This window comes from Dactylosporangium sp. NPDC051484, assembly GCF_040689395.1.
GTDB lineage: Bacteria > Actinomycetota > Actinomycetes > Mycobacteriales > Micromonosporaceae > Dactylosporangium.
The window spans coordinates 279909-304586 of the sequence record NZ_JBFAZX010000004.1 but is presented as its reverse complement, the minus strand read 5'-3'; the positions used below and the strand labels follow the sequence as shown (position 1 = coordinate 304586).

The 24678-nt window shown below is 72.3% G+C and carries 19 protein-coding genes; 12 read left to right on the top strand and 7 right to left on the bottom strand.

Annotation, left to right across the window (positions count from 1 at the left end):
• The first annotated feature begins 691 nt into the window (after positions 1–691).
• Positions 692–1156 carry a MarR family transcriptional regulator gene (locus tag AB0367_RS10165; RefSeq protein WP_366225892.1) on the top strand — a complete coding sequence of 155 codons (465 nt, stop codon included), beginning with the start codon at positions 692–694 and terminating at the stop codon, positions 1154–1156.
• Positions 1157–1476: 320 nt separating this feature from the next.
• A complete protein-coding gene (locus AB0367_RS10160; protein ID WP_366225891.1) occupies positions 1477–2868 on the top strand; it encodes a protein kinase in 1392 nt (463 codons plus the stop codon).
• Between the two features lie 6 nt (positions 2869–2874).
• Here the strand turns inward: AB0367_RS10160 and AB0367_RS10155 are convergent, their stop codons facing one another.
• The 3 genes from AB0367_RS10155 to AB0367_RS10145 are packed head-to-tail and all read right to left on the bottom strand — an operon-like array spanning position 2875 to position 5583.
• Positions 2875–3678, bottom strand: coding sequence for a sugar phosphate isomerase/epimerase family protein (locus AB0367_RS10155; protein ID WP_366226042.1), 804 nt, complete (start codon positions 3676–3678; stop codon positions 2875–2877).
• 49 nt (positions 3679–3727) lie between these two features.
• Complete coding sequence (locus AB0367_RS10150; protein ID WP_366225890.1) at positions 3728–4879, bottom strand: Gfo/Idh/MocA family oxidoreductase; 1152 nt, start codon at positions 4877–4879, stop codon at positions 3728–3730.
• 8 nt (positions 4880–4887) lie between these two features.
• A complete protein-coding gene (locus AB0367_RS10145; RefSeq protein ID WP_366225889.1) occupies positions 4888–5583 on the bottom strand; it encodes a cupin domain-containing protein in 696 nt (231 codons plus the stop codon).
• Positions 5584–5663: 80 nt separating this feature from the next.
• Here AB0367_RS10145 and AB0367_RS10140 point away from each other — a divergent pair, with 80 nt between their 5' ends.
• Positions 5664–6686 (top strand): LacI family DNA-binding transcriptional regulator, encoded by a 1023-nt coding sequence (locus AB0367_RS10140; protein ID WP_366225888.1) that lies wholly within the window; start codon positions 5664–5666, stop codon positions 6684–6686.
• A 2-nt stretch (positions 6687–6688) separates the two neighbouring features.
• Here AB0367_RS10140 and AB0367_RS10135 read toward each other — a convergent pair whose 3' ends face one another.
• Together AB0367_RS10135 and AB0367_RS10130 are read right to left on the bottom strand one after the other, a co-directional pair.
• Entirely contained in the window at positions 6689–7873 is a 1185-nt protein-coding gene (locus tag AB0367_RS10135; RefSeq protein ID WP_366225887.1) for an FAD-dependent oxidoreductase, read from the bottom strand.
• Between the two features lie 95 nt (positions 7874–7968).
• Entirely contained in the window at positions 7969–8868 is a 900-nt protein-coding gene (locus AB0367_RS10130) for a threonine/serine dehydratase (RefSeq protein WP_366225886.1), read from the bottom strand.
• A gap of 387 nt (positions 8869–9255) precedes the next feature.
• Between AB0367_RS10130 and AB0367_RS10125 the strand changes: the two genes are divergently transcribed.
• The 7 genes from AB0367_RS10125 to AB0367_RS10095 all read left to right on the top strand — a co-directional run bounded on the left by AB0367_RS10125 (position 9256) and on the right by AB0367_RS10095 (position 20340).
• The gene (locus AB0367_RS10125) at positions 9256–14640 is read left to right on the top strand and encodes an AAA family ATPase (RefSeq protein ID WP_366225885.1); all 5385 of its coding nucleotides are present in this window, start codon (positions 9256–9258) and stop codon (positions 14638–14640) included.
• Positions 14641–14684: 44 nt separating this feature from the next.
• Positions 14685–15371 carry a response regulator transcription factor gene (locus tag AB0367_RS10120; protein WP_366225884.1) on the top strand — a complete coding sequence of 229 codons (687 nt, stop codon included), beginning with the start codon at positions 14685–14687 and terminating at the stop codon, positions 15369–15371.
• 38 nt (positions 15372–15409) lie between these two features.
• Positions 15410–16822 carry a HAMP domain-containing sensor histidine kinase gene (locus tag AB0367_RS10115; RefSeq protein WP_366225883.1) on the top strand — a complete coding sequence of 471 codons (1413 nt, stop codon included), beginning with the start codon at positions 15410–15412 and terminating at the stop codon, positions 16820–16822.
• A gap of 326 nt (positions 16823–17148) precedes the next feature.
• A complete protein-coding gene (locus AB0367_RS10110; RefSeq protein WP_366225882.1) occupies positions 17149–17394 on the top strand; it encodes a hypothetical protein in 246 nt (81 codons plus the stop codon).
• 47 nt (positions 17395–17441) lie between these two features.
• Positions 17442–18488, top strand: coding sequence for a LacI family DNA-binding transcriptional regulator (locus tag AB0367_RS10105; protein WP_366225881.1), 1047 nt, complete (start codon positions 17442–17444; stop codon positions 18486–18488).
• A 577-nt stretch (positions 18489–19065) separates the two neighbouring features.
• Entirely contained in the window at positions 19066–20046 is a 981-nt protein-coding gene (locus AB0367_RS10100; protein ID WP_366225880.1) for a pirin family protein, read from the top strand.
• Positions 20047–20340, top strand: a complete 294-nt coding sequence (locus AB0367_RS10095; protein WP_366225879.1) for a GNAT family N-acetyltransferase — start codon at positions 20047–20049, stop codon at positions 20338–20340. It abuts the gene before it with no gap.
• Here AB0367_RS10095 and AB0367_RS10090 read toward each other — a convergent pair.
• The gene (locus AB0367_RS10090) at positions 20306–21178 is read right to left on the bottom strand and encodes a hypothetical protein (RefSeq protein WP_366225878.1); all 873 of its coding nucleotides are present in this window, start codon (positions 21176–21178) and stop codon (positions 20306–20308) included. The two genes, AB0367_RS10095 and AB0367_RS10090, sit on opposite strands and share 35 nt — an antisense overlap.
• A 189-nt stretch (positions 21179–21367) precedes the next feature.
• On the opposite strand from AB0367_RS10090, the gene AB0367_RS10085 reads away from it, so the two are divergent.
• Together AB0367_RS10085 and AB0367_RS10080 are read left to right on the top strand one after the other, a co-directional pair.
• Complete coding sequence (locus AB0367_RS10085; protein WP_366225877.1) at positions 21368–21937, top strand: TetR/AcrR family transcriptional regulator; 570 nt, start codon at positions 21368–21370, stop codon at positions 21935–21937.
• A 102-nt stretch (positions 21938–22039) separates the two neighbouring features.
• Positions 22040–23581 (top strand): MFS transporter, encoded by a 1542-nt coding sequence (locus AB0367_RS10080; RefSeq protein ID WP_366225876.1) that lies wholly within the window; start codon positions 22040–22042, stop codon positions 23579–23581.
• Positions 23582–23680: 99 nt separating this feature from the next.
• On the opposite strand, the gene AB0367_RS10075 is transcribed toward AB0367_RS10080, so the two are convergent.
• Complete coding sequence (locus AB0367_RS10075; RefSeq protein ID WP_366225875.1) at positions 23681–24634, bottom strand: NADP-dependent oxidoreductase; 954 nt, start codon at positions 24632–24634, stop codon at positions 23681–23683.
• Positions 24635–24678: the final 44 nt, after the last annotated feature.

Below are 24678 nucleotides of genomic sequence, written 5' to 3'. Positions count from 1 at the left end.
TGCTGCGCGATCTTCCTGATCGCCGCGTTCCTCGCGCTCCTGGTGTGGCAACGCCGCCGGCTGCTCAACCGCGGCCCCGAAGACCGGCCCCGCTGACCGCGGCCACGACACCCCGCCGAACGCCGCGGCTCGCCCTGACCGCGCGCGCCGAGGGCACGTCCGACTACGGAGCGCCACCGCGAACCGGCAGAAACAGCGGCAGAAGCACCGGCAGATCCGGCGGGGCACCCCCGCCGGATGGACCTCGCGCGCGGGAGGACACCACGAACGGGGCCGCCGACCGCAGGGCCGGCAACGGTGCCCTCAGCGGGCGGGGACGTGGGCGTCGGGCGACGCGACCCACGCCATGGCGGGTGGGACCGATGTATCAGGCGAGACCCGCCCCGACTCTTCTCCGGTGAGGACGGAGGAGCACCGCGGCCGTCCACAACCCAGGACGCATGCCGACCAGTCTCCCAAGAATCATAAAAAGTTTCATTTCATCGTATATCCGGCAGAACAGCCGGACAAAGGCGGTAAATACCCCAAAAGCATACCCGGAGGGTCGCCGGAAGATCGCCCACCGTGATCATGGGACAACGGAACCGGCACGTTCCCGATATTCTGTGTGTTCGATGTGGGACCGGAGGGGGGCCGCCCATATGGGCAAGCACGGGGTTGTGTCGGCTCGCGCACGATGGCGCACGACGCTGTGACCGCAACGGTGGGCCGGGACGGCGGCGCGTTCACCGGGGCAACCGAGGCCGTGCTGCACCTGCATCGCGCCGCCAATGCCGTGCGCCAGCACGTCGAGCAGGAGGTGCTGCGGCCGCGGCAGCTCACCTGGACCGGCTTCGTGGTGCTCCGCACGGTCTGGGTGGCGCGGAGGATCGAGACCCGGCACGTCGCCGAGCAGGCCGGCATCTCGAAGGCGACGCTCACGGGCGTGGTCGACACGCTGTCCGGGCGCGGCCTGATGCGGCGCGTCGGCCACCCCGACGACGGACGCCTGGTCCTGCTGCAGCTCACGCGGAAAGGGCACCGACTGATCCGCGAGCTGCTGCCGGAGTCGCAGACCGCCGAGACGTTCGCGCTGTCCTACCTGGAGCCGGCTCAGCTCGCCCTGGTCACGGCTGCGCTGCGTGGACTCGTCGATCACCTTGAGCAATCACGCTAGCCGCGCGTTGTCCAAATGGCCCCGTTACGGGGAGAAGCGTCATTTCGTGGCGCCGCACTCGTTGGTAAAAGAGGCAGAACAGTGCCATAACAGGTGTGACCTCCGGCGCGGACGAACGGCTTTTCCTGGACTACTGTCGGGGCAGCGACGAGGGCGTGCCACAGCGCACAATGGTGTCCTAACGGACACAAGGGTCGCATCCAGCACGGTCTTTTCATCTCGGGGTGAAAAGGCCAGACTGCACGTGAACAGCGATCCGGACCGCCTGAGACGCACCGCACCCCCTTGACAGCAACGAAAGACCGTGGAAGGACCCCCCGATGACCGAGGCAGGCAATCACGACGACGCCGGCAAGTCCGGCACGCCGGAGCTGCCGCCGCTGCGCTCGGCCGCGCCCGCCAAGCGCGCCACCGTGGGCGACCTCACCCACAACGACCCGGTCCGCATCGACGAATACCGGCTGCTCGGCCAGCTGGGTGTCGGCGGCATGGGCACGGTCTACCTGGCGCAGTCCCCGGAGGGCACCCGGGTCGCGGTCAAGCTGGTGCACGCCCACCTGGCCCGCGACCCCCGCTTCCGGGTGCGCTTCGCCGGTGAGGTGCGCGCCGCGCAGCGGGTGCCGGGGTTCTGCACGGCCCGGGTGCTCGACTCCGGCATGCACGAGGAGCGCCCCTACCTCGTCACCGAATACCTGGAGGGCATCCCGCTGTCCCGGCTCGTCGCCGACGACGGCCCGCTCGACCCGGCGATGCTGCACAGCGTGGCGCTCGGCGTCGCGGCCTCGCTCGCCGCGATTCACAACGTCGGTCTCGTGCACCGGGATCTGAAGCCCAGCAACCTCATGGTCACGCTCGGCGGTGTCCGGATCATCGACTTCGGCATCGCCCGGGCGCTCGACGCCGCCAGCGACATCACCGGCACCGGCAACATCGTCGGCAGCCTCGGCTGGGCCTCTCCCGAGCAGCTGCGCGCCGAGGAGCCCACGGCGGCGATGGACATCTTCGGCTGGGGCTGCCTGGTCGCCTTCGCCGCCACCGGCCGCCACCCGTATGGCGGGGAGGAGGCGGCCACCCGCGCCTGGAAGATCCTCGAGGGCGACCCCGACCTCAGCGGCGTGCCCGACCCGGTGCACGACCTCGTCGCCGCCGCCCTGAGCCGCGACCCGGCCGAGCGTCCCGACGCCCGCCAGCTGCTGCTCGGCCTCGCGATCGACGACCTCGAGTCCGTCACGGTCCCGGTGCAGCGCCGCTGGCTGCGCGGCCCGTCGCAGATGTCACGCCGGCGCGTGACGTCGATGGCGATCGCGGTGCCGATGGCGCTGGCCCTTGTCTTCGCGGCCGCCGAGGCCACCACGGAACTGAGGGGTGGCAGCTCAGGCACCGACTCCCACCACGGCACCACGGGCGGCGACAAGGTCGCCACCAATCTGTCCCCGCAGCCCGGCCCGCACGCGACCGTGGGCGGTGGCGGCGGCCGGCCGGGCGGCGGCGCGACCCAGACGCTGATCGCCATCCCGACCAACGCGGCGGAGACGCCGACCCCGTCCCAGACGACCCACGACACCGTGGCGACGCCGACGGCGACGCCGAGCCCGTCGGCCTCCACCACGCCAACGGACGCGGTGCCGACGCAGACCACCACGCCGCCGACGACCCCGCCGACGACGGAGAGCCCCGCCCCGCCGGCCGGAAACATACAGCCGCTCAGTTAGCAGCGCTCAGGCGACGTGCTCCAGGTATCGGCGAATGGTCTCCTGGAGCACTTCCTCACCGGGACGTGACCAGACGTCCTCGTGGAACACCTCGACCTCGATCGGCCCGGCGTAGCCGGCCGCGTCGACGGCCTCGCGAAACCGGCGCAGCTGCACACAGCCGGTGCCCGGCAGCCCGCGGCCGAGCAGGACCCCCGCCGGCAGCGGCGTGATCCAGTCGGCGACCTGGAAGCACGCGATCCGCCCGGCCGCGCCGGCCCGGGCGAGCTGCGCCCAGATCTGGTCGTCCCACCACAGGTGGTAAGTATCGACGGCGACGCCGACCGTCTGTGCCGGATACGGCTCGGCGATGTCGAGGGCATTGCCGAGCGTGGCGATCACGCAACGGTCCGACGCGAACATCGGATGCAGAGGTTCGATCGCCAGTCGTACCCCGGCCGCGCGGGCGTGCGGCACGAGCTCACCGATCGCGTCGGCGATGCGCCGTCGCGCCCCGTCGACGTCCCGGCTACCCTCCGGCAGGCCGCCGCTGACGAGCACGAGCACCGGCGCGCCGAGTGCGACGGCCTCGTCGATGGCGCGCAGGTTGTCGTCGCGCCAGTCGTCGGCGGTGAAGAAGCCGCCCCGGCACAGCGTGGTGACGTCGAGGCCGGCGGCGCGCACGAGGCCGGCGGTGCGCTCGACGCCGTACGCGGCGACCTGGTCGCGCCACAGTCCGATGCCGGGCACGCCGGCCGCGACGCAGCCCTTGACCGTGTCCGGCATCGGCCATCGCTTGGTGGTCGCCTGGTTCAGCGAGAACCGCGACAGGTCACTCACGAAGCCTCCTGGCCGAACTCGCCGAATGCCGGGCGCGGCATCACAGATCGAGGGCCGGGATCGCGATGCGCCGGCCGGTGCGGGCCGACTCCAGGCCGAGCTCGACCAGCTGCACGCCCCGCGCGCCGGCCGCGAAGTCCCACGGGAAGGCGGTGCCGTCGACGACGTGGTGAAGGTACCGCTCCCACTGGACCTTGAAGCCGTTGTCGAACGTCTCGTTGTCGGGCACGAGCTGCCACTGCTCGCGGAAGCGCTCGGTCGCCGGCAGGTCCGGGTTCCACACCGGCTTCGGGGTGGCGCCGCGGTGCTGGATGCGGCACTCGCGAAGGCCCGCCACCGCGCTGCCGTGCGTGCCGTCGACCTGAAACTCCACGAGCTCGTCGCGGTGCACGCGAACGGCCCAGCTCGAGTTGATCTGCGCCACGATGCCGCCCTCGAGCTCAAACGTGCCGTATGCGGCGTCGTCGGCGGTCGCCTCGTAGGTGATGCCGGACTCGTCCACGCGCGACGGGATGTGGGTGGCCACCGTCGCCTGCACCGAGCGGATCGGGCCGAACAGGCGCTCCAGCACGTATTGCCAGTGCGGGAACATGTCGACCACGATCCCGCCACCGTCGGCGGCCCGGTAGTTCCACGACGGGCGCTGCGCGGCCTGCCAGTCGCCCTCGAAGACCCAGTAGCCGAACTCACCGCGCACCGAGAGGATGCGGCCGAAGAAACCGCCCTCGACGAGGCGCCGCAGCTTGCGCAGGCCGGGCAGGAAGAGCTTGTCCTGTACCACACCGTGCTTGACGCCGGCGGCGCGCGCGGCCCGGTACAGGTCGACGGCGGCGGCGGTGTCGTCGGCGAGGGGTTTCTCGGTGTAGACGTCCTTGCCGGCCTCGATCGCGGCGCGGATCGCCTTCTCGCGCTGCTGGGTCACCTGCGCGTCGAAGTAGATCCGCACGTCGTCGCGGGCCAGCACGCCGTCGAGGTCGGTCGTCCAGTCGGTGAGGCCGTGCCGTTCGGCGATCTCCCGCAGCTTGGCCGGGTTGCGGCCCACCAGGATCGGCTCCGGCCAGATGCGCCGGCCGTCGGCGGCGGGCAGGCCGCCCTCGTCGCGGATGGCCAGCAGCGAGCGGACGAGGTGCTGGCGATACCCCATACGGCCGGTCACGCCGTTGAGCGCGATGCCGATCGGAACGCGGTTCACGAGTCTCCTCACACAGCCGGGACGTAGGTCTCGAGCAGGCCGCACATGCCGTGCCTGCCCCGCTCGGTGGGCTCGGACAGCACGGACACACCGCCGTGCGCCAGGTACGAGATCTCCGATCGCTCCAGGGCGTCCAGCTGCCGCCCGGTCTCCAGGGCGACCTCGAGCGCGCTGGCCTCCCAGCGCCGCCGCCAGTCCGCCAGCCGGGGTGCGACGAGCGCGGCGGCGGCACGGCAGAAGTCCTCGAACGCGCCGGGTCCGGCCGCGCGCATCGCCAGGAAGCCGGTGACGGCCAGGTCGCGGCGGCGGTAGGCGGGCGCCAGGTCCGGCCCGCCGGGCAGCGTGGCCGCCGCCTGATACACCTCCGGGTCGCCGAGGATGCCGGCCGGGAACGTCAGCACCGCGTCACCGACCTCGGGCAGCCCGCTGTTCTGCATCAGCACCACCAGTTTCAGGCCGCCGTCGTTGACAAGCCGGTGGATGGTGCCCGGCCGGAACCAGGCGAGTGTTCCCGGCGTCAGCGAGGTCTCGCGGTATCCCTCACCCGACAGGGTCTGGACGTGCCCCGAGCCGGCCAGCACGACATAGCCCTCCGAGCACGTCAGGTGCATGTGCGGCGTGCCCCCGTGCAGCCCGTCGGGCGCGGTGGTGTCATACACCGACAGCCGCGACACACCGACAGCGCCGGGCAGATGGGACCTCATGGCAACCCCCGGGGTTCAGGAAACCGCTTTCCTGAGGCTAGCCGGTACGCTGAGCGCGGGTCAATGCAGAGGAGTGCACGATGGCGACGCTCGCCGATGTCGCCCGCCGCGCGGGCGTGTCACCGGCCACCGCATCCCGGATCATCAGCGGCAGCACGAAGCTGGTCACCGACGAGCTCCGCGCGCGGGTGCTGCGGGCCGTGGACGAGCTGCAATACGTGCCGAACGCGCATGCCCAGCTGCTGGCGCGGGCGCAGCGAACCGCGGTGGGTGTGATCGTGCACGACGTCTCCGACCCCTACTTCGCCGAGATCACCCGCGGGTTGCAGCAGGTGGCGACCGCGCACGGACGGCTCGTGATCATCTGCAACAGCTACCGCAACCCGGCGCGCGAGCTGGAGTACGTGGAGCTGCTGCGCGCACAGCAGGTCGCCGCGATCGTGCTGGCCGGCTCGGGCTACCACGACGCGGCGTTCACCAAGGCGCTCAAGGGCAAGCTCGCCGCGTACACGCGCACCGGCGGCCGGGTCAGCGTCATCGGCCGGCACGAGCTGCCCGGCGACGCGGTCATGCCGGCCAACGAGGAGGGCGGGTATCTCGCCGGCGCCGAACTGTTCGGCGGCGGGCACCGCAAGGTCGGGGTGATCGCCGGCCCGCGGGTGCTGACCACGACCACGGACCGCCTCGCCGGGCTGCGCCGCGCGGCCCGCGAGTTCGGCCGGACGGTGCCGGCACGGCGCATCGTGTACGCCGGGTTCGACCGCGACGGCGGCGCCGAGGCCACCGCCGCGCTGCTGGACGCCTCCCCCGACCTGACCGCGATCGTGGCGCTCAACGACTCGATGGCCGTCGGCGCGCTGAGCACGCTGCGGGAGCGCGGGATCGCCGTACCGGAGCGGATCTCGCTGATCGGGTTCGACGACATGCCGATCGCTCGCGACGTCACACCGGCGCTGAGCACCGTGCGGCTGCCGCTGGCCGAGATGGGCGCCCGCGCGATGTCCCTAGCCCTCGACAACGGCGGCGGCGGGGCCTCGCGCACCGAGCCGGTCCCGGCCGTCCTGGTGCGCCGGGCCAGCATTCAGCCGGCGCTCAGCCGTTGACCTCAGACGTGCTCGGGGCGAAGACCGACCCCGATGACCCTGGCCGGGATCGCGCCCAGCGTCGGATAGCGATCCAGCAGGCGCACCGGCAGCGGTGGGGTCGTCGGGCGCCCGGTCAGCGCCTGCGACAGCATGGCCCGCTGCAGGGCACGCTGGACCAGCTGGGTGCCGGCGGTCGGCAGCGACCGGCGCCGCTGCACGGTCGCCAGCTCCCGCTCCGTCGGTGGACGGCCCCTCTCGAACGCCGCGCCGATGACCCGGGCCGCGGCGACCGCGTCCTGGATCGCCAGGTTGATGCCCACGCCGCCGACCGGGGACATCGCGTGCGCCGCGTCGCCGATCAGCAGGGCGCCGGGGACGTGCCAGCGGAAGAGCCGGTCCATCCGCACGGTCAGCGTCCGCACCTCGTCCCAGTCCTGGATGTCGGCGACGCGGCCGGCCAGATAGGGCACGCTGTCCGCGATCGCGGCCCGGAAGGCGGGCAGGCCGGCCGCGCGGACCTGCTCGTCGCCGCCCTTGGGCACCACGAAGCCCATCTGCCAGTAGTCGCCGCGGTCGATGCCGATGAACAGGCGTCCCTCATCGACGCGGCCGGCCAGGCCCTCGGGGTCGCCGGGCTCGCGGGGCAGCCGGAACCACAGCACGTCCATCGGCGTGCCGTAGACCTTCGACTTGAGGCCGAGCTCCCGGCGTACCGTCGAATTTCTTCCGTCGCAGGCGACGGTCAGCGGGGCGTCCACCTTGACCGGGCCCTGCTCGGTCCGGGCGGTCACCCCGACCACCCGGCGGTCCCGGCGGCGCACCTCGACGACGTCGGCGCCGCGGTAGAGGGCGAAGTTGCCGTGCTCGGCCAGCAGCTCCAGGAAGTCCGACTGCGGCAGCATCATGACGTACGGGTGCGGCGCCCGCAGCCGCGCGAAGTCGACCGGCCGGAACGTCCCGCCGTCGTAGGTGACCTGGATCTGGCGCAGGATTCGGTGCGGCAGGCGCTCCAGCTCCTCGCCGAGACCGAGCTCGTCCATGAGCTGCAGCGTCGAGGGGTGCACGGTGTCCCCGCGGAAGTCGCGCAGAAACGTCTCGTGCTTCTCCAGCACCACGGCGTCCACGCCCCGGCGGCCCAGCAGCAGCGCCAGGACCAGCCCGGCCGGCCCGCCGCCCACGATGCACACGTCGGCCTTGACGATCATCGGTTCAGCCCTCCAACAGTGCGCAGCCCCTCCAGATGGTCTACCACGCGGCCTCGCTCGACGCCCCGCTTCGAGGTGAGAATGCGCAGGGCCGCTCATCGGGAGCGCAGGGTCGCGGGGTCGGTGTTCGCCCCGCACAGCACAACCACGGCCGTGCCGGGGTCCGCCACGAGATCGAGCCCGGCGAAGGCGGCCGCGGCGCCGTGCTCCACAGCCAGGCGGTGCTCGTGCCACAGCCGACGGCGGGCCTCGACGATCGCCTCGTCGGACACGAGCAGGCTTTCCACCCGGTGGCGTACGGCGAGATCGAACGCGATCGTGCCGATCCGCCGGGCACCGAGGGAGTCCGCGGCGACGCTGTCGACGGGCACGTCCACCGGCTGGCCGGCGGCGAGCGCGGCGTGCAGGGTGGGGACGCCGGCCGGCTCGGCCGCCACGATCCGCGCCCGGTCGCCCGCGGCGGCCGCGATTCCCCCGATGAGCCCGCCGCCGCCGACCGCGACGATCACGGTGTCGGCGGCCGGCAGCTCCAGCCCGAGGGTGCCCTGCCCGGCGACGATCTCGGGCTGGTCGTAGGCGTGCACGACCAGCGCGCCGGTCTGCGCGGCGTGGATCGCCGACGCGGCGCTCGCCTCGGCGTACTCCCGGCCGTGCTGGTGCACCTCGGCCCCGTACTCACGCAGTTTCGCCACCTTCGTCGCGGGGGCGGTCAGCGGCACGAAGACCTCGGCCCGCACCCCGAGCCGGGCGGCCGCGTAGGCGACGCCGAGCCCGGCGTTGCCACCGGACGCGACGACGACCCCGGCCTCGGGCAGCGCGCCAGCCTCGGCCGCGGCGAGGATCCGGTTGAACGCGCCGCGCGCCTTGAACGACCCGCTGTGCTGCAGCAGTTCCAGCTTGAACCACAGGCCCGGGCGCACCTCGTACGACGGGGTGTGCCGGATGTAGCCGGCGATGCGCGCCGCGGCCGCCTCGATGTCGCTCCTGTCCACCACGCCGATCAGCGTAGTCCGGCGCCGTGGCGCCCCTCGCCGGCCGCGAACCGGGCCGCGCCCTCGCGCGCCGCCAGCCAGGGAGCATGCGACATCGCCGCACGCGGTGTCGCAGGCTGGGCAGCAGTCAGCCTGCCAAACGCGGCGTGACACGTGCAGCCGGCACGGACACGACCGCAAGCTTGGCTCTTCCGGGCCGAGAAGGAGACCTTCTCCCGGCTGCCGCTCGCCGTTGCGCTCAAATAGGTGTAGGTAGGACAGGAGGCGTTTCCGGCAGCGTGTAGGAACTTGTCGGGTGAGGGCCGGCGAGGCGAGATGTGGCGCGGCGAGATAGTCCATGAGAGCCAACGGACGCGTGTCGCGCGCCTCGCCTCGACCGGGGACCCCGTTGTGCGCAAGGAGCCGTTGGGGCCGAATGCTTCGCGGCGGCTACGGCACGAGCTGGCGATCCTTGAGCGGTTGCGCGGTGTCGACGGGGTGGCGCGGCTGATGGAGGCGCCGCGCTATCCGGGGTCGATCGTGTTGGCGGATGCCGGTGACACGACCGTCGCGGGGCTGGCGAAGCCGCTGGCGGTTGACGATCTGATCGGGCTGGCGGTGGAGTTGGCCCGGGCGGTGGCGGGGATGCACCGGCGGGGTGTGTTGCACCGGGACATCGCCCCGGCGAACGTCGTGGTCTCCCGGGACGGCGCGCCGTGCCTGGTGGACTTCGCGTTGGCGACGTCGCTGGCCGAGATTCGTCCCGAGTTCACCCACCACACCGAGATCGTCGGCACGCTGGCGTACCTGGCGCCGGAGCAGACCGGGCGCACCGGCCGGCCGGTGGATCAACGGGCCGACCTGTACTCGTTGGGCGCGACGCTGTACGAGCTGGCCACTGGTGCGCCGCCGTTCGGTTCCGGCGACCCGCTGCGGCTCACGCACGACCATCTGGCTCGGGTGCCGGTGCCGCCGGCGGAGGTCAACCCGGCCGTGCCGGGGCTGTTGTCCGACATCATCATGCATCTGCTGGAGAAGGAACCGGACAACCGCTACCAGACCGCCGACGGCGTGGTCCACGACCTCGAGCGGTTGCGCGACGCGGGTCCGCGAGCGGCGGCTGAGCTGCGGGTGGGTGAGCGCGACGTTCCGCCGCGGTTGTCGCCGCCGTCGCGGCTGGCGGGTCGCGACGCGGAGGTGGCGGCGCTGCGTGCGGCGTTCGAGGACGCGTTGGCGGGCCGGTGTCGCGGGGTGCTCGTCGGCGGAGCGGCGGGGGTGGGCAAGACGTCTCTGGTCAATGAGCTGCGGCTGGTGGTGACGGGCCGGGACGGCTGGTTCGTGGTGGGTAAGTTCGACCAGTACCGGCGGGATCTGGAGTCCGACGCGTTGCATCAGGCGTTTCGCGCGCTGGGCCGGCTGTTACTGGCCGAGCCGGAGCATGAGCTGGCCAAGATACGTGGGCGGATCCTGGAGGCGGTCGGGCCGAACGCTGGCCTGCTGACCGCGGTGGTGCCGGAGTTCGCGGCGCTGCTCGAGGTGCCGCCGCACCCGGGGGATCCGCTGACCGCGCAGGTGCGCACGCAGCGCTCGGCGATGCAGGTGCTGCGCGCGATCGCCTCGCCGCGACGACCGGTGGTGGTGTTCGTCGACGACCTGCAGTGGGCGGGTCGCACGCCGCTGGGCTTCGTCGATGTAGCGCTCAGCGAGGAGCCGATCGAAGGTCTGTTGCTGGTGGGTGCCTACCGCCAGGAGGACGCGGACGCGGTCCCTTCACTGGCGGCGGCGCTGTCGCGGTGGCGGGAACAGCCCGCGACGCGGCACCTTCGGCTGGGCAACCTGCCGGTGCCGGATCTCGTCACCATGGTTGCCGAGATGCTGCACGTGGACAAGACCGCGGCGGCGGACCTGGCCGGGATGATCGGTCCGCACACGTCCGGGAACCCGTACGAGACGGTGGAACTGCTCAACGCGCTGCGCCGCGACGGCGCGCTGACGGCGGCGGCCGGCGGATGGCGATGGGACGCGGCGGCCGTGCGCGCTTACCTGGCCCGGCCGGAGGTGGCCGGGTTGCTGGGGGCTGGGGTGGGAGCTGGGGTTGAGCCCGTCCCAGCACCGTCGCGGCAGCTGGTGGAGGCGATGGCGTGTCTTGGCGGTCGAACCGATCTTCGGCTGCTGGGGGCCGCGACCGCCCTGCCGGCGAACGTGGTGGAACAGCGGCTGGCGCCCGCCCTCGACGAGGGCCTGCTGTTGGTCGAGGCCGGAGCGCGGCAGGCGGTGCGGTTTCGCCACGACCGGATCCGCGAGGCGGTCCTGCGCGGGCTGGACCGGCAGCGACGCCGCGGCCTGCAGCTGGCCATGGCGCGGCGGCTGGCCGAGGTGCCGAAGTGGTTCGCGGTCGCGGCGGAGCAGTACCTGCCGGTGGTCGACGCGGTCCACGACCCGGCGGAGCGGCGCCAGGTGGTGCCGCTGCTGCGGCGCGCCGTCGATCAGGCGGCGTTGATCGGGGACCACGCACTGGTGGACGCGCTGCTGGCCGCGGCGCTGCGGCTCATCGACCCAGGCGAGACCGCCACGCTGATCGAGGTGCACACCGGCCGGCACGCCGCGCTGTACGGCCTGGGCCGCCTGGACGAGGCAGACCAGGAGTACCACACGATCACTGGGTTGTGTGCCAACGCCACCGACCGGGTCGACGCCACGGTGGTGCAAATACGCAGCCTGACGCACCGCAACCGGCTCGCGGAGGCGATCGGGCTCGGTATGGAGTCGCTTCGGGAGCTCGGGATCACCGTGCCGGCGGCGGACCGGCTCCAGGCCGAACTCGATCACCGCCTCGATCGTTCGCTCCGCCATCTGCACCGCTGGCTGGACGACACCGACAGCACCGACGAGATGGACCCGGAGATCACCGATCCGACGCTGCTCGCCACGGCCCGTCTGCTCAACACGATCCTGCCGGCGGCCTACGTCGCCCCTGACTTCGCCATGTGCCGCTGGCTGAGCCTGGAAGCGCTGGAGATCTGGCTCAATCATGGCCTGTGCCCCACCCTGCTCGCGACCGCCAGCCACGCCGTCTCCGAGGTCGTGATGCTGGGCGACTACGCTGCCGGGTATCGGGCGTTGCGGCGGAGCCTGGCGCTGGCCGAGGCCCGTGGCTACGAGCCCGACACTTCGCAGGTGGGCTACCGGTTCGCTTACGCCTGTTGCTGGTTCGAACCGGTCGAAAACGTCATCCGAGCAGGCCGGCGTGCCCGGGAGGGGCTGATCGCGGCGGGTGACCTGGGCCGCGCCGCCTACACCTACTACACGGTCGCGGTCAGCCTGCTGGACAGCACGCCGACACTGGACAGCTTCGTCGCCGAGGTGGAGACCGGGCTGGCCTTCGTGCGGCGTACCGGCAGCGAGCGGGTTGGTCAGTGGCTGGACACCTACCGATGGCTGGCCGGTGTGCTGCGCGGCGAAGGTGCGGCGGAGGCCGACGAGGCGGCAGCCAACGGGCGCGTGGACCCGTTCGCGCTGTTCCACGCGCATGTCAACCATGCGTTCGCCGCCGCCGTCCTCGATGACCCGGTCGCCCTGGCCCGGCACACCGCGGCGGCGATGCCGCTGCTGCCGACGGCCCTGGGCCTCTACCCGACCGCCCTGGCCCACCTGTTGCGCGGCCTGGCCCTCGCCGCGCAGGCCCGGGACAGCCACGGTGACGAACGCGACGATCTGCTGTGCGAACTGGAGGAGGCAACGCGGTGGCTGGCCGCCCGCGCCGCGGACGCGCCGGCGAACTTCCAGCCCCTGCTGCGGCTGCTCGAGGCCGAGCGGGCCTGGGCGGTCGGCGACTTCCGCGCCGCCGCCCTCGCCTTCGACGCCGCCCGGCGCGAGGCCGCCCAGCACCAGCGGCCCTGGCACCGGGCCCTGATCACCGAACGCGCGGCCCGCTGCTATCTCGCCCACGGCCTCGAATACGGCGGCTACGGCCTGCTCATGGAAGCGCGCGAGGAGTATCTCGCCTGGGGCGCGACCGCGAAAGTTCGCCAACTCGACTGGGCCTACCCGACCCTGCGGCCACAAACCGAGGCGACCACTGTGCCGGGCGGCGACCAGAGCGGCGACCAGCCCGATGATGTGTGGCAGCAACGGGCCACCGTCACCACCGGAACACTCGACCTGCTCGGCATTCTGTCCGCGTCGCAGGCACTGAGCTCCGAGACCAACATCGAACGGCTGCACACCCGCGTGGCCCAGTTGCTCAGCGCGATGACCGGCGCCACCGCCGTCCACCTGCCGCTGTGGAGCGACGAACGGCAGCACTGGCTACTGCTGGCCCCGGGCAGCGACGGCACCGCCCGGCGCTGCGTAACGGGCCAAGAACCCGCGGTCCCGATGTCCGTGCTGCGATACGCCCAGCGAATGCGCGAACCGCTCGTCGTGCCCGACGCCACCCGCGACGACCGCTTCGCCCGCGACCCCTATTTCACCGGCGTCACCTGCTGCTCGCTGCTGGCCGTGCCCATCCTCAGCCGCGGCACGCTGCAGGCGATGCTGCTGCTGGAGAACCGGCTCATCCGCGGCGCCTTCACGACCGAACGGCTCGACGGTGTCAAGCTCATCGCCGGCCAGCTCGCCGTCTCCCTCGACAACGCCCAGCTCTACGCCGAGTTCCGCCGGATCGCCGATGAGCAGGCGGCGTTGCGGCGGGTGGCGACCCTGGTCGCCCGCGGGGTAGGTCCAGATCCGATGTTCGCCACGGTGGCCGAAGAGGTCGCCACGCTCTTCGACGCCGGCGGTACGGCGATCGCGCGGTTCGAGCCCGACGGCGACGCGACGGTGATGGGAGATTACGGGTTCGAGCACAGCCAACCGGGGGCACGCGGCAAGCCCGATCCCGGCTCGGCCATGGCGGCGGTCCAGGCCACCGGCCGTGCGGCTCGCCGCGACGTGGACGACCCGGCGTCGCACGGCCCGCCCGACGCCGTCCTCCCGGGACTGTGCTCCTCGGTCGCCAGCCCGATCCTGGTCGAGGGCCGGGTCTGGGGCGCCATGGACGTCGGGTCTCGCCGCGAACGGCTGCCCCAGGACACCGAGCAACGGCTGGCCGACTTCACCGAGCTCATCGCGACCGCCATCGCCAACGCCGAAAGCCAGGCCGAACTCACCACCTCCCGCGCGCGGCTCGTCGCCACCGCCGACCAGATCCGCCGGCGCATCGAGCGGGACCTGCACGACGGCGCCCAGCAGCGGCTGGTCGCACTGGCGCTGCAACTGCGCGCGGCGCAGGCGGCGCTGCCACCGGAGCTCGACGCGCTCGCCATCGAGCTCGACCGCGCCGTCACCGGGGCAGCCGGCGCCCTGGACGAGCTCCGCGAGATCTCGCGCGGCATCCACCCGGCCATCCTGTCCGAAGGCGGTCTCGGCCCGGCGCTGCGTTCCCTTGCCCGCCGCTCACCGATCCCGGTCGACCTCGACGTGCGCGCGGAGCGGCGGCTGCCCGAGCAGGTCGAGGTCAGCGCGTACTACGTCGTCGCCGAGGCGCTGACCAACGCGGCCAAACACGCGCACGCCTCGGCCGCCACGGTCACCGTCGAAGCCGGCACCGCCGGTACCGCCGACACCGTGCTGCGCCTCGCGATCCGCGACGACGGCGTCGGCGGCGCCGACTTCGCCCGCGGCACCGGCCTGGTCGGCCTCAAGGACCGCGTCGAGGCGCTCGGCGGCCGGATCGTGCTGCAGAGCCCCCGCGGGGCGGGCACCAGCCTATGCGTGGAACTCCCGCTCACCGCCACGAACTTCCGCAGTCGATAGCGACCGGCGGAGCACCGGCTTGCCACAGGCAGTACCTTCTTCGCATGGCCACGGTGCTGCTGGTTGAGGACGACCACGTCGTGCGGGGCGCCCTGCTGCGCTCCCTGACCGACCGTGGTCACACGGTGCACGCGGTCGGCACGGCCCTGGAGGCGCTGCGCCGCTTCGCCGCCGAGACCCCCGACCTGGTCGTGCTCGATCTCGGACTGCCCGACCTGGACGGCGCCGACGCGCTGCGCATGTTGCGCGGCATCGCGGACACGCCCATCATCATCGCCACCGCCCGCGACGACGAGGCGGAGATCGTCCGGCTGCTCAAGGCGGGCGCCGACGACTACATGATCAAGCCGTTCACCTCGGCCCACCTGGATGCCCGGATGACCTCCGTGCTGCGCCGCACCGGACGGGCGAGCCGCGAGGAGCCCACCACCATCGAGGTGGGAGGCTTGCGGGTGGACATCGGCCAGCGTCAGGCCTATCTGCACGGCGAGCCGCTGACCCTGACCCGCAAGGAGTTCGACCTGCTGGCGTACCTCGCCGCCCGTCCCGGCCGGGTGGTCTCACGCCGTGAGCTGTTGGAGGAGGTATGGCGGCAACCCTCAGTGGGCGAGGACCAGACGATCGACGTGCATCTGTACTGGCTACGCCGGAAACTTGGCGAGAGCGCGTCAGCGCCCAGATACCTGCACACCGTGCGGGGCGTGGGCTTCAGGTTCGCCGCGCCGGGCTGAGGCGGACCCTCGCCTACGTCTCCGCGGCGGTCACCACGATGGTGGCGCTCGCCTTCCTGTTCCCGCTGGGCCTCGTCGTCCAGCAACTCGCCCGTGAGCGCGCGCTCGCCGACGCCGAACGCCAGACCGCCGTGGTCGTGGCGGTCCTCACCGTGACCACCGACCCGCTGAGCATCGAGCGGGCGGTCGCCAGCACCGGCGGCCCGGCGGTCACGCGCGTCGCCGTGCACAACCTCGGCGACGACGGCACCGAGATCGGCACCGGTCACGCCGCGCCCGGCGACCTCAGCCGCACCGCCGACCAGGCCGCACCGGTCATCGCCGACGTGCCCGGCGGCCAGTCGTACCTGGAGCCGGTCGACCTCGGCTCCGGGCGCACCGCCGTGGTCGAGGTGTTCATCCCGACCTCCGAGCTGGAGAACGGGGTCAGCGGCGCGTGGTGGGCGCTCGGCGCGGTCGCGCTCGGCCTGGTCATCGCCTCCGTCTGGGTCGCCGACCGGCTGGCGGCGAGGATCATCCTGTCGGCGCGGCAGCTGGCCGGGGCAGCGGGCGCGCTCAGCGAGGGGTACCTCGACGTACGCATCGATCCGCAGGGCCCCCGGGAGCTGTCCGAGGCGAGTTTCGCGCTCAACGTCATGGCGGACCGGATCATGGCGCTGCTGTCCAACGAGCGCGAGCTGGTCGCCGACCTCTCGCACCGGCTGCGCACCCCGTTGACCGCGCTACGGCTGGACGCGGAGACGCTCGACGACTCCCAGGACGCCGAGCGCATCCGCGACGCGATCACCGCGCTCGAAGTCGAGATCGACAAGCTGATCCGGGCGATGCGCGAGCCGATCGACGCGCACTCCCCCACCCCGGATCGCGGCGAGCGGGCCGACGGCGCGGCCGCCTCGACCGGCGAGGAGGGCTGCGACGTGGCCGAGATCGTACGGGACCGGATGATGTTCTGGTCCGCGGTCGCCAGCGACCAGGAGCGCGAGTGCAAGGCGCTCGGCGTCGACCAGCCCGCCCCGGTCACGGTGCCCAAGAGCGAGCTGGCCGCGGCGCTGGACGCGCTGATCGGCAACGTCATCCGGTACACGCCGCAGGGCGTGCCGTTCGAGGTGGCGGTGACCCGGCGCGAGGACGGTTACGTGGTGCTGCGCGTCGAGGACGGCGGCCCCGGCATCCCCGACCCGGAGCGGGCCCTGCAGCGCGGCGAGAGCGACCAGGGCTCGACCGGCCTCGGGCTGGACATCGTGCGCCGGGTCGCGATCGCGGGCAACGGCACCGTCAACATCGGCACCGGCGCCCTCGGCGGGGCCAGCGTGGTGATCGTCATGGCCGACGCCGACCCCGCCCCGCAAGAGGCTCCGCCGACGAGCCGATGGCTGGTCGGCCGGCTGTCGCGCGAGCCCAGCGAGCGGCGCTCGCGCCGCGGGAAGGCCCCGGCGGACGGGCACGCATAGCGCCGGAACAAGTCTCGATTAGAACTGCCTTAACTGGGCCGTTCCCCCTGGAACGGACACCCGGCGGATGGCTATGGTCAGGGCGTTCCCACGTGGACGCCCGGCCGTCACCCGCCACCCCCTCTGAGGCCGGCGTCCCGCGCGCGGCGAGGGCGGTACCTCTGCCCTGTGCCAGCCCTCGCCGCGCGCCCCCTCCCGGACGAAGCGAGCGCGCCCCGTCGCCTGCCACGCACTGTCTCTTTACCGATAAAGACTTGACCGGTACAGCGCTCGCGCTTACTGTACCGGTATAGGTTCTTGTACCGGTACAGACGGAGGAGATCCCGATGAGCACGTTCCCGTTCGCCCTGGTCGTGTCGCAGTCGGCGCTGTCGGAGAAGTTCGGCGCCAGCTGGAACCGCGAGCGGTTCGAGTACGCGAGCGCCCTGCCCGACGCCCCGGTCGTCGACCACGATGCGCCGGTACGCCCGCCGCGGGGGTACCGCACTCGAACGGCCCTGGCCGCGACCCTGCGCCGCGCGGCGGAGGCGGTCGCCCCCGCCCCGGCGGTGCGCTCAAAGCTGGCGCGTTAAGGTCACGAGGAAGATCCGACGACATGGGAGGCGTTGCGGTGGGGAGGGTGACCCTGCAGACGATCGCCGACCGGGTCGGCGTGAGCCGGATGACGGTCTCCAACGCGTTCTCCCGGCCCGACCAGCTCTCGCCCACGCTGCGCGACCGGATCCTGGCGGTCGCGGACGAACTCGGCTACGTGGGGCCCGACCCGGCCGCCAGGGCCCTGGCCCGGGGCAGCTCCGGCGCCGTGGGCATCCTGCTCACCGAGTCACTGAGCGGCGCCTTCGCCGACGAGGTCGCCACCACCTTCCTCGGCGCGATCGCCGATGAGCTCGCCCCGACCGGCCTGGGCCTGACGCTGCTGAGCACCGACACCGCGGGCGGCGTCGTCCCGGCCCGCGACGTGGCGATGGACGGCGCGCTGGTGTATTCCTGCGACCCTGAGTCCACGGCCGTGGACTGGCTGCTGCGCCGCAAGATGCCGCTCGTCTTCATCGACCAGGTCCCGGCCGACGGCGTGCCGGCCGTCAACGTCGCCGACCGCGCAGGCGCCCGCGCCGCCGCACAGCACCTCATCGACCTCGGCCACCGCCGCGTCGGCATCGTCACCTCCGGCGTCCGCGGCCGCCACGGCATGGTCAGCCCGGGCGACATGATCGACGGCTACGTCGGCTCACAGCGCCTCTCCGGCTGGCTGGACGCACTGACCCCGGCCGGCGTCTCCCCCACGATCGCCCGCGAGCCGCACGGCGACCCCGAGTCCGGATACCAGGCGGCCCGCCTGCTGCTGTCCGCCCCCGAGCCGCCGACGGCGGTCCTGTGCTTCTCGGACGCCCTGGCCCAGGGCGTCGTGTCGGCGGCGGTGGACGCGGGCCTGCGCGTGCCGGAGGACCTGTCGGTGGTCGGCTTCGACGACAGCCCGGCGGCGGCCCGGATGCGCCCGCCGTTGACGACCGTGCGCCAGGACATCCACGCGAAGGGTCATGCCGCGGCGGCGGCGCTGACCCAGGCCATGGAGGCGGCGAAGGCGGGCACGCCGGGCCCGGCGGAGCACCTGTGCCTGCCAGCGGAGCTGATCGTCCGCGCGAGCACCGCGCCGCCGCACGTCTGATCCGCTCTCCGGGCAGGCCATCGCCGGCGTCAGCCGCGGCGCGTGACACGTCGTGTCGCGCGCGGCCGCACGACGCCGACGTCAGCCGCCCGGCGCGAACGCCAAGACCCTTCCGGGAAAAATGATGCCGCCGAGCAGGACGAGCCCGGCCAGCGACAGGCGCGACCAACTACGTGCTGTGCGTCCGCGCCTTCATGCCCGCGCCCCTTCACGTCCCCGCGCCTCAGTCGCCTAGCCCCCGTTTGTCATGATCACGGAGAGTTTTGGTAGTGCTCGGCTACGATTTCTCTCCGTGATCATACCGCCCAGCGGCTCGATGAGCCGGCACGGGCGACGCGGGCGACATGGCCGTCCGGTCAACCCCAGCGCGCACGGCGTGACCCGCAATGGATCCAGATCGACCTCGGCCACCCCCTGCTCCAACCCTCCGTCCGAACCCGGGGCGGGGGCACGCGGGCTCGGGCGAGAACGCCCGAGGACCTTGCCGACGTGATTGTTGACTTGCGGAATACTTGCTTGGCAAGTACCGTTACAGCAGGCGACAAGTTCGGCCGACAACGCACCACTGGAGGCTCCGATGCCCGCGATCACCGTCGAAAACGTTCTCGCGCTTCCGCGCGTGTCCACGCCCGACCCCGTCGTGGCGCTGCCGCGGCCGGTGGTCTCCGTGACCACGGCGCCGAAGGGGTATGAGGGCGAGGGCTTCCCGGTCCGGCGCGCCTTCGCCGGGGTGGACCTGCGCGCGCTCGACCCGTTCATCCACATGGACCAGATGGGCGAGGTGGAGTATGGACCGGGCGAGCCGAAGGGCACCCCGTGGCACCCGCACCGCGGCTTCGAGACCGTCACGTACATCATCGATGGCGAGTTCGTCCACCAGGACTCCAACGGCGGCGGTGGCGTCATCACCAACGGCGACACCCAGTGGATGACTGCCGGAAGCGGTTTGCTGCACATCGAGACGCCGCCGGAGCACCTGGTGGTCAGCGGCGGGCTGTTCCACGGCATCCAGCTGTGGGTGAACCTGCCGCGGGCCGACAAGCTCGCCCAGCCGCGCTACCAGGACATCCGCGCCGGGCAGGTGTCGCTGCTGACCTCGCCCGATGGGGGTGCCCTGCTGCGGGTCATCGCGGGCGAGCTCGACGGGCACGCCGGCCCTGGCATCACCTACACGCCGATCACCCTCGTGCACGCGACCGTCTCTCCCGGCGCCTCGCTCACGCTGCCCTGGCGCAAGGACTTCAACGCGCTGGCATACGTGCTGGCCGGCAACGGCACCGTCGGGGTGAAGGGGCGCCCGCTCGACAGCGGGCAGCTGGCCGTGTTCGGGGAAGGGGACAGCATCACGGTGACCGCCGACGCGAAGCAGGACCCGCGTCACCCGACGATGGACGTGCTGTTCCTGGGCGGAGCGCCGATCCGCGAGCCCGTCGTGGCGTATGGTCCGTTCGTCATGAACACCAAGGCCGAGGTCATGCAGGCGTTCGAGGACTACCAGGCCGGCCGGCTCGGCAGCGTCCCCGCGGCGCACGCGGACGTTCGGGGAGAGGCGTCCTGAGTGGACTTCGAGGTCGTTGACAACGCGGACCAGCACCGGTTCGAGATCCGGGTCGACGGCGAGGCGGCGGGGGCGGCGTATTACCGCCTGCACCCCGCCGACGCCGGCGAGCCGGAGCGGATCGTCTTCACGCACACCGAGGTCGAGCCGCGGTTCGAGGGCAAGGGCGTGGGCGGCCGGCTGGCCGGCGGGGCGCTGACCCTGGCCAAGGACCGGGGGCTGCGGATCGTCGCGCAGTGCCCGTTCATCGCCGCCTATCTCAAGAAGCATCCCGAGCTGGCAACGGATTCCTAGGCAGACCGATCCAGTTCGGATAGAACGGCAGCACCTCGAAGACCCGGGCCGCGATCGGGCGGAGCAGCTTGGCGCACCGCTCGGTCGCGTCGGGTCCGAGTGCCTGCCACGGGCGGGCGGCCAGCTGATCGGTGATTTCCTCGATCGTTCGGTACGCCGCGATCGCCTTCTCCGTCGCCCCGCCCTCGCCGTCGAGGAAGCCCCGCTGGCGCAGCCGTTGGCGGGCGGCGTCCCACTCCTCGTCGCTCCAGCCGCGGCCCGCCTGTGCCATCTCGCGCCCGCGCCCCTTGTTCACCGCGATCCGCCAGACCATCGACTCGCAGCCCTCGATGCCCTCGACCAGCAGCGCCGCGACGTGCCCGTCGCCGCGGTGCTCGCGCAGCACGGTAGCAGCCTGCCACAGCACGTCGAGCGGGTCCTCCGGCCACGGAAGCGCGGCGTTGGCGGCGCCGAGCACCCGGCCGTAACACTCGGTCTCCTGAGCGGCCTGCTTGAGCAGGGCGGCGGCCTCCTCGACGCCATCCAGGCCCTCGACATCTTCCAGCACCCGGCGCGCGCCCGAGCGGCGGACCTCCAGCGCCGCCTGCGGGGTGATACGGGTCCAGACGTCGGGCAGGGCCCGGGTGACCATGCTGGGGGCGAAGCCGTAGAACGCGGCGATGACCGGCGCGGGGCCGACGGCGCCGAGCGGAGCGCTGCGGCCGGCGAAGTAGGCGCGCCAGAACCCGCGCAGGCCCGCCTCCTCGAACGCCTGCAGCGCCGGCGGGGCGAAGTAGGTGATGGCGTGCACGGGCTCGTAGAGCGACCACATGTACCGCTCGGTCGACAGCTCAGTCATGAACCTGACGATAGGACGAAGCTGACCTGGGTAGTGCGAAGGAAGCTGCCCTGAGCAGTGCAACTTCTTACAGCGGCGGGTGTGGCGCCCCTCACACAAAAGGTATACGGAACCGTTTCGTTTCGTATCTCGGGCTGAGCTAGTTTCGAGACGAAACGGTTCCGTACACTTATCGCGGAGAGGGTCACCATGGCGACGACCAAGCCGAACCGTCGCGAGGCGATCTGCGAAGCGGTCTTCGAGCTGCTCGGCGAGGTGGGTTACGACCGGATGTCGATGGACGCCGTGGCGGCGCGGGCCCGCGCCAGCAAGGCGACCATCTACCGGGGCTGGCCCAGCAAGCCCGAGCTGGTGATGGAGGCGATCGAGCATCGCTATGGCGGGCGCGCCGAACCGCCCGACACCGGCTCGCTGCGCGGCGACCTCTACGCCCAGCTGACCACCGTGTGCACGGTGGCCGACGGGGCGGACGGGGCGATCATCACGGGGCTTCTGACGGCGGCCACGCACAACGCGGAGCTGTCCGAGGTCATGTACCGCAACGTCTACGAGACGAAGCACGACATGTACGAGTCAATGATCAAGCGTGCGGTCGAGCGCGGCGAGCTACCTGAGGGCGCCAGCGCCGAGCTGCTGCACGAGGTGCTGCACGCCATGGTGATGAGCCGGCGGCTGTGGCAGACCGGCCCGCTCGACGATGCCTTCGTCGAACGGCTGGTCGACGGCGTCCTGCTGCCGATCCTGCGGCAGGGCTGCTGACGCCGCGTCTGCCGCCCGGCGGCAACCGAACGAATCAGAAAGTGTCGTACCCCGTCCGTAGTGTGCGGACGGGAAGGTTCCCCATGCCCTGGAGGCTGGCACATGGCGAACGACGCGGTCGTCGCGCCCGACATATCAGTTACATCATCTTCTGCCGTTCCCCCTGATCCCCGGCGCTGGCTCGCCCTCGCCGTCATCGCCGTCGCGCAGCTCATGGTGGTGCTCGATGCCACGATCGTGAACATCGCGCTGCCCTCGGCCCAGGAGGCGCTGGACATCTCCACCGCCGACCGGCAGTGGATCGTCACCGCCTACACGCTCACCTTCGGCGGCCTGCTGCTGCTCGGCGGGCGCATCGCCGACTACTTCGGCCGCAAGCGCACCCTCCTCATCGGCCTGCTGGGCTTCGCCGGCGCCTCGGCGCTGGGCGGCGCCGCGGTCAACGCCGGCACCCTGTTCGCCGCCCGCGGCCTGCAGGGCGTCTTCGGCGCCCTGCTCGCCCCGGCCGCCCTCTCCCTGATCACGGTGACGTTCACCGAGGCCAGGGAGCGCGCGAAGGCGTTCGGCGTGTTCGGCGCCATCTCCGGCGGCGGTGCGGCCATCGGCCTGCTGGCCGGCGGAGTGCTGACGGAATACGCGGACTGGCGCTGGTGCCTGCTGGTGAACATTCCGATCGCGGTCCTCGCGTTCGCCGCGGCCGTCCCGCTGGTGCGCGAGAGCAAGGCGCAGGGCGACACCCGCTACGACATCCCGGGTGCGGTGCTGGCGACCGCGGGCCAGGTGGCCCTGGTCTACGGCTTCACCAAGGCGGCCACCGACGGCTGGAGCTCGGCCGTCACCATCACCTGGCTGGCCTCGGCGGTCGTGCTCCTGGGCGTGTTCGGGGTCTGGGAGTCGCGCACCTCCCACCCGCTGCTGCCGCTGCGTGTGCTGTTCGACCGCAACCGCGGCGTGTCCTATCTGGTCTCGATCCTGCTCGGCGCGGGCATGCTCGGCATGTTCCTGTTCATGACGTTCTACCTGCAGCAGACGCTCGGCTGGTCGGCGATGAAGAGCGGCGTGGCCTACATGCCGTTCTCGGCCGGCATCATCGCGGCCGCGGTCATCGCCTCCCGGCTGCTGCCGCGCACCGGCCCGAAGCTGCTGATGTCGATCGGCGGCGTCCTCGCCACCGCGTCGATGATCTACCTGACCCGGCTCGACCTCGACTCGTCGTACGCGACGGACATCATGCCGTCGTTCATCGCGATGAGCCTCGGCATGGGCCTGGTCTTCGTCCCGCTGAGCAGCCTGGCGCTGTCCGGCGTGGCCAACCACGACGCCGGCGTGGCCAGCGCCATGGTCAACGCGACCCAGCAGGTCGGCGGCTCGCTCGGCACGGCCCTGCTCAACACCATCTTCACCACGGCCGTCGCCGGCTACGTGACCGGCCACGCGATCGAGGCCTCACGCGGCCCGGCCGCCGGCCAGCTCATGCAGGCGCACGCCGCGATCCATGGGTACAACGTGGCCTTCACGGCGAGCGCCGTGCTGATGGCCGTGGCGACGATCCTGATCATCGCGCTGGTCCGCAACACCACCACCGATCGCACCACGTCGTCGACCACCTCACCGGCCGAGGCCGCCCCGGTCCACTTCGGCTGAGGCGACCCTCCACGAGGCGAACCCACCACGGAGGGTCGCCCGGGCATCCGCCCGGGCGACCCTCCGCCCCCGTCACGAACGACCCGGCGACCGGAAGCGTCAGCCCTGGCCGCCGGAAGCGTCGGCCCGCACGGCGAGCACGATCTTGCCGGTGGTGGTGCGCCGCTCGCCGAGCTCGTGGGCCTTCGCCGCGTCCTCCAGCGGCAGTACCGTGTCCAGCGTCGCGCGCAGCAGGCCGCGCTCGACCAGGTCCGCGACCGCGAGCATGCCGGCCTGGTCGGCCTCGACGATCATGAACAGCGCCCGTTTGCCCTGCGCCCGCGCCACCGGCGTCAGCGCGGCCTCGGCCGGCGAGGCGAGCGACACGACGATGCCGCCGGGGCGCAGGGTGCGCAGCGAGCGCGGGCCGTAGTCCCCGCCGATGGTGTCCAGCACGACGTCGACGTCCAACACGACCTCGGCGAAGTCCTCGGCGGTGTGGTCCACGACCCGGTCGGCGCCCAGCGCGCGGACGAACCCGTGCTTGGCGGCGCGCGCCGTGCCGATGACCTCCGCGCCGAGGGCCTTCGCGATCTGTACCGCGACGTGCCCGACGCCGCCGGCCGCCGCGTGCACGAGGACCCGCTGCCCGGCCTCGATCCGGGCCACGTCGACGAGCGCCTGCCACGCCGTCAGCGACACCAGCGGCAGCGCGGCCGCCTCGGCGTGGGAGATCCCGGCCGGCTTGCGGGCGAGGTGGCGAGCCGGCGCGACGAGGTACTCCGCATAGGCCCCGGCCGGCTCCGGCTGCCGCGGCATGCCGAACACCTCGTCGCCGGGCGCGAACAGCGTGACGCCGGGCCCGACCGCCTCGACCACGCCGGATACGTCCCAGCCCAGCGGCACGATGCGGCCCTGCGAGCCGCCGCCGGCCCGGTGCCAGAAGTCGGTCGGGTTCACGCCCGCCGCGTGGACGCGCACGAGCACCTGCCCGAACCGGGGCTCGGGCCGGTCGATCTCGGTCAGTCGCAATACCTCGGGGCCGCCGAAGACATCCTGGGTGATGGCTCTCATGTGCTCGATCCTGCGGTGCGGCCATCGATGATACGAGTGGCTGG